Below are 12575 nucleotides of genomic sequence, written 5' to 3'. Positions count from 1 at the left end.
TTTTTAAAAAATTATTTAAAAACAATCTTACGTAAGACTCGATTCATTTTTAATTTTTCAATAAACAATACTGTTCTGAATTTTTTTCTGGCAAGTAACTCTATTGTCAACCTCCTAAGCAATAAAGAAAAGTTCTTGTTCTTTATTAAAACACCATAAGAACCAATGATTTGATAAGTTTCTCCTGAAAAAATGTCATCAAATTGTTCATTTTCAATAATGCTTCTTAATAATCTTACCCTATTTTTTTTTGTATCTTCTAAATTAGCAATTTGAAAGGCAGAACTTACAATAATCTTCGTTTTTATCTCTTTCAACAAAGAATAATCTTCTATATGAAATTTTTTCAATAGTTGTTTCAACTCCGCAAGCTCATTTAGTTGAATTTCAATTCTAACTGGGTTAAATACTGTTAAAGCAGAACCACTTCTACCAGCTATATAATTGTATAGACAAGGTTCAATAAATCGGATAGTTTCTAAGTGCTTGTATACTTGAAAATTAAATAAAGTATCTTCCCCAATGGTTTTTTTTGGAAACTCAATACCGTGCTCTAAAATGAAATCTTTTTTATAAACTCTTGACCAAACATTGTACATCATATCTGTCCTAAAGAAATCTACAAAATTATTAATAAAATCTTCATGAGTTAATATTCCTATTTTACTATATCTATGTGCGCGACAAGATATTGCGACCATATTTTTTTCTTTTACTTCATTAAAACCAAAGCATAAAACATCCCAATTATCATTTATATATGGAGCAAGCTCTATAAAAAAAGACTCTGTCAAATAGTCATCTGGATCTACAAAATATAAAAATTTCCCATTTGATAGAGCTATACCAAGGTTCCTAGCTGCTGCCACTCCACTATTTTTTATATGTTTCACCTGAATATTAGGGAAGTGAGATTTGAAGTCATCACATATTCTTCCACTTGTATCAGTCGATCCATCATTAACCAATATAATTTCATAGTCTATTAAAGTATTTTGTTTAAGTATAGAATTCAAACATCTTCTTAGGTAAGCTTCAACATTATAAACAGGTATTATAATACTTAACGTTACATTGTTCATCGATTTTTCATCCTTATCTTATGAAGTATGAATTCAAAAGTCCATTTTTCTTTCTTAAATTTTTTCTGAATAACCCTCTTTATATGTTCCCAGTAAATTTTGTTTTGAGTCGCACTTTTGATTTCTTCAACTGATAATTTATTACCATTAACTAAACGGTTCGGAACAACATAAAATTGTTTATTTTCTACAACTTCAGGACATTCAATATTTCTTTTTTGGAAATGAACATATAGAGGTTGAGTTGTCACTATATTTCCTTTTTTTAACTCTATCGATTCTAGACCTTTTAAGTCTGTCCAATAATAATATCTTTGTACTTTTTTCTCACCATTACATCTAAAAGAAAAACAAGAAATATCTAAATCATGAAAGCAAGTTACTTGTAATTGATTCATTCGAGAGAGTTCAAAAAGTTTCTGAACTCCCTCTTGCTCATCAAAAATAAAATTTTTACTACTGGTATAAACATTTTGGTAGTCCAATCGATAACTCATACCAACGCCCGTTTTAAAAATAGTGTTTACCTCTTTTATATTTTTGTATATCTGAAGGTGACCTAAAAGTCCATATCTATCATATTCTTTTGTGAAAAACTCATAATCTTCTAAAAATTGATAAATATCTCCTAATAAGATATCCGTATCACAAAAACCCCAATAATCATACCCAATTAGCTCATTTTCAAAAATCAATCCATAAGCTGGTTTATAATCACATAGCTTATAAGGATCATCTAGCGAAATTTCAAAGTTAAATTTTGATTGAATTTTCTTTTTTAAATCAGAAAAGGTCACTCTATTAAAATGTATATTTCTTGCATTTAATAAAGAGAACTGCTCAACTGGCTGATCCGTAAAGATTTCAAAATCAATATTCTTATTTCTTCTTGCTGTCATTAAAAAATAAGGGAAAAATTTTGGAAATTCTCCAAAGTACGGGATAATGATTTTTATTTTTTTCATTTATTTGAATCATCCTTATTTTAAATTTTTATATAATTATGAAAGATTTTTTAAAATATAATATTAACAAATTTCAGAGATTTATTTGAATAAATAAAATTGTTTTGTTATTTTCTAAAGAAATTTTTAACATTAAAATTTAGAGCTTAGCACTAGTTTTAGTAGTTCCTTTATGTATATTGAAAATCTATATTATAATTAATTTTTAAAGAGTTTCAACTAAGACCTTTTTTTTAAAATCTTAGCAGGTACACCACCAATAATAACATTGTCTGGGAAATGTTTCGTTACTACTGAGTTAGCAGCTACAATACAACCCGATCCTATACTAGAACCATCTAAGAATACTGCACCCGCCCCAATCCAGCAATTATTTCCAACAGAAATTCCTTTTCTATTGACACCTTGTTCTCTAATTAACTTATCAGCATCATCGTAATTATGATTTTCTGAGTGGAATCGTACATTTTGGCCCGCAATAACATCATTTCCAATAGTTATTCCTCCTGCTGCTCCAAATAAACAAAATTCTGAGAAAGAAGAATTTTTTCCAATTCTTAAACCTTTACCCATATTTTTTATTGAACCAGTTCCTATAATCTGGGAATAATCTCCTATTTTCACATTATTCGCAAGTTGAATACCATTTTCCGATAGCGCATCTATCATTACATAATGACCAATTCTTACATTATTCCCAATATATAATTTATGTTTGGCAGAAATGGATACACCTTTACCTATAAAAAAACGACTTCCTCTTTTTCCAAATCCTATACTACGAATTACACCATTTATTAAACCTAAACTATAAATAATTCCTTTTTTCATGACGTAATTTATTGGGACATCTGGGTGAATATCAATATCTCTTCCAGTGATTATTTTAACTATTCTTTTTATATTCATTTATTATTCTTTCATAAAATCTTTTTACTTCAATCATATGTTCTTCCATGGTATTTATAATTTGTTCTTCATATTCTGTACTTTGTATTTTGTATAATAAATCTTGTTTATCTCGAAATACATATGATTTTGAAAGCAAATCTTTAGATCCCACATTCTCACTAACAAACACCTTCACACCATAGGATAACGCTTCTATCGTAATCAGACCAAATGTTTCTTTCCATTTACTAGGTACGATAAGAATATCTATATCAGAGTAAATCGTATCAATATTTTTTTTTGTAAAATATCCATTTTGTTGAATATAGGTAGGACACTCTCTATTAGGTAAATGACCATAGGTTTTAACTTCATAATTTTCTTTATCAATATCATTTACAAAATCAATAAAATCAAAATAACCTTTATAATCTTCATCTGGACCAATATAAGCTATTACACTTTTATTGCGCTTTTTTCTATGTACATTTCGTTTTCGAATATTACTATTAGAAATAGAAATGATTGCTTCTGCTTGAGGAAGCACCCCGTTTTTTATATAAACATCCCTTGCTACACTACTATTAAATAGATAAGCATCAATTAAATTAAAGATTTCATTATAATATGAACGGATATCTCTATAATTAATAAGCTCTGTTTTCTCAGAAACTTCTATACTGCTCTTAGATTTTAGATTTTTTCTTAACACTTTCAATGCTCTCCTAATTGTCGGATAAAAGGGAACTTGAAAAAAACGAAGTTTCTTCACACTGAGAGCATTTGAAGACATTATATTCCAAGATGTATTAGTATTGTTTTCACTATAATCTACTCCGTTAAAGAAAAAATTTGGTACTGGTGCCAATCCATAATAGTCATGACTAGTAAAAAATATCTTTATACCTAATTCATGGGCAGATTCAAAAAATTCTTTATGTATTCCCATTAATGAGTGTACATGAATTATATCTGGATTAATTTTTTTTAGAAAATTATAATAGACCCTTTTATCACATTTCTTCATAAATTCATCCGGCTCAGTAAAACCTCCGAATAATGCTAATGGCAAACTATTTATTAACTCGTAGCACTCAAAACCTCTTGATTTTGCAGATTCTATAACTAAATCATATGAAAAAATTTTAATTCTACCTGGATACAGTGCTATTACTTCATACCCTGATTCAACCTGCTGATTCATCAAATCTTCTGCATATTTAACAAGTCCACCTGTACGTGATGGCTGAAAACCTAAAGTATAATGTAAAATTTTCATTTAATAAATACTTCCTCATAATTCGACACAATCTTTTCCCATGTGAAAGCTGAGAGGATTCTCTTGCTTGAGTTAAAATCCAAGTCAGCTATCGTTGCCTGATCAAATTCTTCTACTTCCTCAATGACGCTTGCCAACTCATCTTTTTTCCAATAAATAGCCCCGTCTTCACCAACCTCACGGTTAAAACCAACATCTAGCAACAAATTCAGTTTTGTTGATGCTAGAGCTTCTAGTAGAGAAGGGTTTGTCCCCCCAACCTCATGCCCATGGAAATAGGCAAAAGCATTTTCACGAATGTACTTGAGCAACTCTTGGTCATAGACTGTACCGACAAATTTGACCCTAGGATCTTTATCAAAACCAGTATCCTGTAACAACTGATCGTAAAATTTATTCTGCTCCACATTTGTGATGAGGACAAAGTCCTTCTTGGACTTGGACTTGATAAATTCACGAATCATGGTTTCGTAGTTGTTTTCAGGGACGAATCGTCCCACCACTAGATAATAACCATTTTCGTTAATTCCTTTTTCCTGATACCAGTTCCGAACCTTTGTGTCTTCTGCTTTCAGATTTGAAGGAGCAGTATCAGTACCATAGGCAATATAGGTGGTCTCTGGTTGATACTGTTTATAGTCCTCCTGAATATATTGTTCAATATTTTTGCTATCGCATACCAGTAAATCAGCATGCTTGACCATGAGTTGCTCTGATAATTTCCAGTACTTACGAACTGGCATGCTCCACTTTGCTCGCAACCATTCATGGCCATCTGGATTCACAAGCAAGGTGCCCCCAATAGCTCGAATTTTTCTCTTAATTCTTGAAATAAAAGGACCAATACGACAAGCCAGAATGTAAAAAATGGGAGCTTCGTCCTTGTTTTCCTTAGCCAATTCAATAGCCTTGTTGACTGCTGCAATATCGTAAGCGATGGCGCGGGCTGGTCCGATATTAGGCACATCAACATTGAAACAAATGGCTCCATTATGCTCAAACCGGTCTTCCGTGATACCAGACTTGGCTGAATTTTCACGCATACAAGCAACATAATATTGTATGTTGCTGTCTTTTTGGTATTCGGTTAATTTTTCAACAAAGGTTTCAAACCCTCCATATTTGGCAGGAATCCCTTTTGAACCAATGATATAAACTGCTTTTCTCATATCACTCCTACTTTATTTTATAATAAAACAAAAATTATTTCGCTCCATCTTTCATTACTACAACTTTTATTGTCTTCAGTAAAATCTCAATATCTTTCCAAATTGTCCAGCCATCTAAATAAGTAACATCTAATTTTACTACATCATCGAAGTTTGTAATATTACTTCTACCACTAATCTGCCAAAGGCCTGTAATTCCAGGTTTAAAACTGAGACGACGTTTTTGTTCGGGTGTATACTTCATATACTCATCTAAGGTTGGTGGTCTAGTACCAACTAAACTCATATCACCTTTTAGAACATTCCAAAATTGTGGCAATTCATCTAGACTCGTCTTTCTAATAAAGTACCCTATCTTTGTCACACGTGGATCATTTTCAATCTTAAACATCCCACCCTGCATCTGGTTCTGACTCATCAAATCCTTCTTGATTTCCTCTGCATCTACTCTCATAGAACGGAATTTATAAAATTTAAATATACGTCCATTTCTACCAACCCTATCCTGGGCAAAAATAGCAGGACCTCCATCTTTTTTTATCAAAGGAACAAGAAAAATAGACACTATACCATAAATCACTAGACCAAATAAGGATCCGATTATATCTATCATTCGTTTTAAAGCAACATCACTAGAACGATAAAAGGTTGTTGAAAAATTAACCACACTAGAATTCCCAAAACGTTGAATCGCTTTTTCACTATTGGTTACAAATTCTAAAGCCGCAATATTAACAGCTACTGGCAAGCCCATCATTTCAAATTGAGAAACAAAATCTGCAATTAAAAAATTTTCACTTGGAAGATTAATCACCACTTGATCTACTACTGACCTCGTAGCATAGGTTACTAAGTTATCCAAAGTAACGATTGTCAAATTAGAAGACTCAAAATGCTCATCATCCACAATACAAACAGCTGAAACATAGCCATACTCATAACTAGACAGTTGCTTTAGTACTCTCTCAACTCGTGCACGTGTGGTCACTAGCAAGATACGCTGAGTATATTTTTTTTGAAGTGATAGATATTTCCAAATCTTACGAATCCAAATATTAACAATCATTAGCATAATTGAATTTACAGTCACAATGCATAATAGATTAGCTAATGATAAATATGGTATATTTGGTTCTAAAATAGGAAAAACTATACAGGATAAGAAAATATAAACCAGTATATATTTTAACGTTTGTATACATTCCTCTGCAAGGGTCCGGTATTTGAAATTTTTACTATATGCACTAATGTAGTAAGAAATAGTGTGAACCACCATCAGAAATACCAGAAGTTCATGACTAGCTAATACAAACGATAACAGATAAATTGGAAACAGTTGTATCATGAGAATCTCTAGTTTTCGAATATTTGATACTTCTCTCAAAACTACCTCCTAGGTAACTCTACCTACTTCTTTTTCCCATAATTTCCATAGGAACCATAGGCTCCATAACCACCATAAGCTCCATATTTTTCAACTTCTGTGTTAAATTTATTTAGAACCACACCTAAAAAAGGAGTTCCTGTTTGTTCTAACTGTTCCTTGGCCTTTAAGATATCACGTCGTTTTGTCTCTCCAGCTGCCGTAACCAAGATAGAAGCATCACATTTTTGTGTAATGATAGCGGCGTCAATAACCATCCCAATCGGTGCAGTATCCACAATGACATAGTCAAAATACTTACGCAAGGTATCAATCATGGTATGGAAATTTTCACTCTGCAGGAGGGCCGTTGGGTTAGGTGATATCGGTCCTGCCTGAATAACAAATAGGTTATCAATATTGGTATCACAGAGACCATTTGAAAGATCAGTAGTTCCAGCTAAGAAGTCAGTTAACCCAGTAATTTTTTCCCTTGACTTGAAGACACCAGACATAACTGAATTACGGATATCCGCATCAACTAGCAATGTTTTATAGCCTGCACGCGCGAAAGCCCAGGCGATATTAGTTGCCGTTGTCGATTTTCCTTCACCAGGTTTGACAGATGAAATAGCAAGAACTTTCAAATTATCACCACTCAATTGAATATTGGTACGCAAAGCATTATAGTGTTCTTCAGCTTTTTTAGCAAAATCTAAACGCTTTTTTGAGATTTCTAATGTTGGCATGTTTTCTCCCTTACTTTAACTTATCCAAATCTGGAACAATTCCTAAAAGTGCAACCTGCATGACTTCTTCGACATCTTCTGGTCGTTTGACACGATCGTCCAATAATTCAAGCAATACGACTGCAACAACCATCACTGCTCCACCTACTAGGAAAGCAAGCGCAGTATTTCGACGAATATTAGGTGAGGATGGTGTTATTGCTGGTCTAGCTTCCTCTAATGTTGTTACATCAGATACACGAGTTACCTTAATGATTTTTTCAGCTGCCACTTCACGAAGAGCATTTGCGATACGACTTGCTTCTTCTGGTTGATCATCCTTAACAACAATCGATACAATACGAGTATCTACAGGTACTGTCACCTGAATTTTCTTAGTTAGTTCTTTAACTGTTTTCTCTAATTTAAGATTTGAAATGACTTTTTCCAGTACATCTTGCGAAAGGATAATTTCCTTATAGTCTTTTACAAGATAGGTACCTGCCTGCAAATCCTGATTCGTCAACCCTGTATTTTCAGATTGATTGCGACTAACAACATAGATTCGTGTTGTACTAGCATATTCCGGTTTCAACACAAAACTACTCAAGCCAAATGCAAGTACAGCTGCTACAATCGCAGTTAGGATAATAGCGATTTTCTTCTTCCAAAGGATTTTAAATAATTGAACAACATCAATTCCGATTTCTTTATTTTCTTTCATGTCAACTCCTAAATAATTTGATCTGCCAAGATAAAGCGAGGATTTTCGATAAATAATTCTCTCGCCTTTCTTTCACCGTATTGTTTTGAGACGATCTCATAAGCTTCTTTCATGTAAGGTGGTCTTTGGTCTAAATTGTGCATATCACTAGCAACAAAATGTACCAAATCACGCTCTAGGAAATAGCGAGCTCGTTTCTTCATAAATTTATATTTATCTCCAAATAACTTTGGTTTTAAAATACTTGAGCTATTGATTTGAGTGTAGCAACCCATATCAATCAACTCTTTGACCCGTTTTTCGTTATTTTCCAATTCATGGTAACGTTCAATGTGGGCAACTACAGGTGTTATACCAAGCATGAGAAGATTGCTTAAAGCAGTATGGATTTCCCGATAAGGAGTCGCCATACTAAACTCAATAAGAGCATAGCGTGTCCCATTAAGACTTGGAATCACCTGTTTTTCTAACTTTTCAAGCACATCATGGGTATAATAAATTTCTGCTCCATAGAGAATGGTCAAATCTGGAGCCACTTCCTTGGCTAACTCCTTCACTTCTTGGAAGTTTGTCTCTATCGTCTCCTCAGGAGTTTCAAACATTCCTTTTCGTCTATGCGATGTCGATACAATAGTCCTTACACCTTGTCTATAGGCTTCTGTCAAAAGCGCCTTGCTTTCTTGCTTAGTTTTCGGACCATCATCCACACCAAATACGATATGCGAATGAATATCAATCATTTTGTCTTATTTCCCTTCCATCACATCATTGATTGCAGCCTTGACTGACTCTAAACTGCTGTCACTAATTTCCATCATGTAGAGGCTACTCTCAGGCATGGCATAGGATGGTAAATCCATACGCCCTGTTCCTTTAAGATCTTGCGAATTGATTTTATACGTTCCACCACTCTCAAGTTGGGCATTAACCAGGTTCATCATCGTTTCAAGTGGCATATTGGTTTGAATCGAATCTTGTAGCCCTTTTATAATACTATCATAATTTTTCAAAGCTTCTGTCGAAGTTAACTTTTGCAAAACAGCGACAATGACCTTTTGCTGGTTACGGCCACGATCCCGATCTCCATCTGCCAAAGAATAGCGCTCACGCACAAAGCCAAGAGCTTGCTCCGAATCAAGATGAACATTCCCTACAGGAAAATGAAACTTACCATGCAATGATGTAAAATCCTGATCATTATGAACGTCAACTCCACCGAGGAGATCAATCAATTTCAAGAAAGAGGTGAAATTCAAACGAGCATAATAGTTCAAGTCAATACCGTAAAGATTTTCTAGGGTATGAATTGAAGCATCTACCCCATAAATCCCCGCATGGGTTAACTTATCTTTTTGGTTGTTGCCTCCATCTGCAATTGGAACATAGGAATCACGAGGTGTGGTTGTCAAGAGAATCTTTTTCGTTTCGCGATTCACTGTCATAATGATATTGACGTCCGAACGAGAAATCGAGCTAATTGGACCGTAGGTATCAATTCCGCTGATATAAACGTTGAAACTGTCACCTTTGACATCCTTTGGAGTTTCAACTGTCTTGGTTAATTCTTTGGTATAGATTTTCTTAATCTTTGAAGCATAGTCTGGATATTCGGATTCGATAATATTTTCAAAGACACTGTTTAGAAGGATCGCCTTTGTATCTCCAGCTAACAAACTCTTATAGGCTGCAAGATAGGAACTGCTTTCTTCGACTGTCAATTCCTTGTTTTGAGTCGCTTTCAGATCATTCATCAACTGTTGGATATTATCCTTATCCGTCCCAGTAGGCCCCATCACACTGGTTATCTGACTGATATTATCAATTGGACTATCTGCTAACACTGCAATACTCATCGAATAATTTGAGTAATTCGATGTTGCATTCAGGCGACTGGTAAAGCCAATGAACTGACTTACAGCAAAGAGGGAAGTTCCATTGATTAACACACCCAGTAGTAATAAAATCAGCGTTAGATTTTGAACTTTCTTAGACCGAATTAAAAAGAAGCACAAGATGGCTAAGGCTACAATTAAGACAGCAACCACTATATTGAGAAATCGGAAGGCCAGCATATTGTACTTGAAAATCAAAAACAATAAAAAGACCGCTAGTACTGCATAGATAGCTAGCAACCCCCAACTAATCAATATTTTTGTTTTACCCTGACGAGCTCGCTTCGAAGATCTACTCACGATATACCTCTATTATCAATTTTTATTTCATTTTATTATATCATAAAAAAATACACTTGTGAGATAAATCCGCTTAGGTAAGGCGTTTTTATCTTCTTTCCGAAACATTCTTTTTGATTTGCAAACAATTACATCAATAAATTTACTATATAGATATTAAAACGAGGCCCCTTACGGAACCTCGCTCATCTTTATTTAACATGTTTTTCTGCTTCTTTTTGAGCTTTTTCGATTGCTTTTTTGCTTTCTTGCTCCCATTTGGTCTTAGCTTCTTCAAACTGTTTGGTCGTCACAGTGTCTTTTTGCAGTTTCATGTACTTGTAGTTATTGCCATCACCCTTGATACCAACCAATGAATACCCTCTTGTAAATGGCGTTACTTTGGTTACAGATGCTGTACCACCACTTGACATGGCTGACATAATCAGAGAATTGTCAATCATCCAAGCCTGTGCTTCAGCATATTTTTCATAGCGTTTGGCTACATTTTTATTTTCACTATCTGCATCTTTGAGCATCTTAGTGTAGGTATCCAGACCTAGGCTAGTGATTTTTTCCTTGTCTTCCTTGGCATCTAGTCCAAAAATCTTGAGGTAGAATCCATCCTCTGCATTGAAAGGATTGAGATAAGTTGATGGATCTTGGTAGTCACCTACCCAACCATCAAAGTTCAAATCATAGTCACGATCAGCTGCTGTTGGCGCTAAGAAGGCTACGTTATTAAAATCATCTGTTGAAAGTTGCTGAACATCAATGACAATGTTATCATCACCCAAAACTGACTCAAGGGTCTGCTTAACTGAGTTCATACCTGTTACGGCATTTTTACTTGTTTGATCAACAGCTACATCCAAGTGAATTGGGAAGGTCACACCTTGACTTGTCAATTCTTTTTTAGCTTCCGCAAATTTTGCTTGGGCTTTTTCTTTGTTGAAATAGGCATCCTGAGCATCTGCTAGGTTTATACCTGACCATTCTGTGCCATAGTTGACCAATTTAGAAGCGACTACTTCTCCAAAGGTCTTGTCTCCAACTTGGACAAATGTAGGAGGCACCAAGGTGTTCCGAAGGGTCTTGCTAGCCGCCTCTTCTCCATTTGACTGGGCAGAATAGGCTGTGCGGTCCAAGGCAAAGTTCACTGCTTGGCGGAAGTTCTTGTTCAAGACAGCTGTCTCAGTCGACTTCTTCTGCTCATCTGTCGTTTTAGATGTATGGTTGTAGGCCTTACGATTGACGTTGAAATTGAAATACCAAGAGGTCTTGTCCTGCAAACTATAAATGATATTATCCTTATATTTCTCCTTTGTCTTGGCGAAGTTAGAACTATTTGGATAAACCCCAGCGATTGAATAAGCTCCACTTTCAAAGTTACGGATAGTCAATTCTTGGTCTGAACCATCAAAGTAAACCAATTTCACATGTTCAATTGATACTTTATCATGATCGTAGTAATGCGGATTTTTCACATACTCGATCGATGATTTTGATGTGAAATCTTTTAACAAATAAGGTCCGCTGTAGAGAATGCTATCTGGAGATAGGGTCCCAAAATCTTTCCCTTTTGAATTTAGAAACTCTTCGTTTACCGGGAAAAGAATACTGTTGGTTGTTTTTGAGTTCCAGTAAGGTTCTGGGCGTACCAAAGTATACTCAACAGTCTGGTCGTCAATGGCCTTCACCCCAACCTTAGAAAAGTCAGAATCCGCTCCTGTAATATAATCATTCAAGCCCTTAATCGAGTTTTGAATCAAGTCAATGGCCTGTGATTTATTATCCACTGCATACTTGATACCTGTCACAAAATCCTGAGCCTTGACTGGGGCGTACTCTTCACCGTCAGCCGTGAACCATTTGGCATCTTTTCTCAGTTTATAGGTATAAGTCAGACCGTCGCTCGAAACAGACCAGTCTTCTGCCAAAGATGGAACTAGGTTTCCATGGTTGTCATTTTCAAGCAAACCATCAACTAGGTTGGTAATGATGGCTGTATTATCAGCGTAGTAGTCTAACAAGTAGTTAAATGTAGTTGGATTTCCACTAAAGGTTGATGAGTAAGTTTTTGTATCTGAACCTGATTGTCCGCAAGCAGCTAAAAGCAAAGCAGCCGCAAAAGTCAGGCCTGTACTAAGGACACGCTTTTTTGTATTCATCTTCTTTCTCCTTTATGTCAGTTTTTATAACA

The 12575-nt window shown here is 34.7% G+C and carries 11 protein-coding genes; all 11 read right to left on the bottom strand.

What is annotated here, in order from left to right; all coding sequences use genetic code 11:
• Positions 1 to 11: 11 nt before the first annotated feature.
• Positions 12 to 1082, bottom strand: coding sequence for a glycosyltransferase (locus FQT24_RS09795; protein WP_023946621.1), 1071 nt, complete (start codon positions 1080 to 1082; stop codon positions 12 to 14).
• The gene (locus tag FQT24_RS09790; RefSeq protein WP_143952880.1) at positions 1079 to 2047 is read right to left on the bottom strand and encodes a DUF6625 family protein; all 969 of its coding nucleotides are present in this window, start codon (positions 2045 to 2047) and stop codon (positions 1079 to 1081) included. The genes FQT24_RS09795 and FQT24_RS09790 overlap by 4 nt, the downstream gene beginning before the upstream one ends.
• A gap of 219 nt (positions 2048 to 2266) precedes the next feature.
• Positions 2267 to 2956, bottom strand: coding sequence for a DapH/DapD/GlmU-related protein (locus FQT24_RS09785; protein WP_143952879.1), 690 nt, complete (start codon positions 2954 to 2956; stop codon positions 2267 to 2269).
• Entirely contained in the window at positions 2934 to 4217 is a 1284-nt protein-coding gene (locus tag FQT24_RS09780; RefSeq protein ID WP_143952878.1) for a glycosyltransferase, read from the bottom strand. Before FQT24_RS09780 ends, FQT24_RS09785 begins: the two co-directional genes overlap by 23 nt.
• Positions 4214 to 5386, bottom strand: a complete 1173-nt coding sequence (gene cps2T / locus FQT24_RS09775; RefSeq protein WP_143952877.1) for a beta 1-4 rhamnosyltransferase Cps2T — start codon at positions 5384 to 5386, stop codon at positions 4214 to 4216. Before cps2T ends, FQT24_RS09780 begins: the two co-directional genes overlap by 4 nt.
• Before the next feature lie 34 nt (positions 5387 to 5420).
• Positions 5421 to 6770: a sugar transferase gene (locus FQT24_RS09770; protein WP_143952876.1), complete on the bottom strand. Its 1350-nt coding sequence runs from the start codon at positions 6768 to 6770 to the stop codon at positions 5421 to 5423.
• A 23-nt stretch (positions 6771 to 6793) separates the two neighbouring features.
• Positions 6794 to 7498 carry a tyrosine-protein kinase gene (locus FQT24_RS09765; RefSeq protein ID WP_143952875.1) on the bottom strand — a complete coding sequence of 235 codons (705 nt, stop codon included), beginning with the start codon at positions 7496 to 7498 and terminating at the stop codon, positions 6794 to 6796.
• Positions 7499 to 7508: 10 nt separating this feature from the next.
• On the bottom strand, positions 7509 to 8201 hold the full coding sequence (locus tag FQT24_RS09760; protein ID WP_143952874.1) for a CspC family polysaccharide chain length determinant protein: 693 nt from the start codon (positions 8199 to 8201) through the stop codon (positions 7509 to 7511).
• An 8-nt stretch (positions 8202 to 8209) separates the two neighbouring features.
• Positions 8210 to 8941 (bottom strand): capsular polysaccharide biosynthesis protein Cps4B, encoded by a 732-nt coding sequence (gene cps4B, locus FQT24_RS09755; RefSeq protein WP_143952873.1) that lies wholly within the window; start codon positions 8939 to 8941, stop codon positions 8210 to 8212.
• 6 nt (positions 8942 to 8947) lie between these two features.
• The gene (cpsA, locus tag FQT24_RS09750) at positions 8948 to 10393 is read right to left on the bottom strand and encodes an LCP family glycopolymer transferase CpsA (RefSeq protein ID WP_143952872.1); all 1446 of its coding nucleotides are present in this window, start codon (positions 10391 to 10393) and stop codon (positions 8948 to 8950) included.
• Between the two features lie 191 nt (positions 10394 to 10584).
• Positions 10585 to 12543 carry a peptide ABC transporter substrate-binding protein gene (locus FQT24_RS09745; protein WP_143952871.1) on the bottom strand — a complete coding sequence of 653 codons (1959 nt, stop codon included), beginning with the start codon at positions 12541 to 12543 and terminating at the stop codon, positions 10585 to 10587.
• Positions 12544 to 12575 lie beyond the last annotated feature (32 nt).

This window comes from Streptococcus mitis (genome assembly GCF_901542415.1).
GTDB lineage: Bacteria > Bacillota > Bacilli > Lactobacillales > Streptococcaceae > Streptococcus > Streptococcus mitis_BL.
Note: the sequence above shows the minus strand (reverse complement) of the source record. Positions and strands in the feature narration are given on the sequence as shown.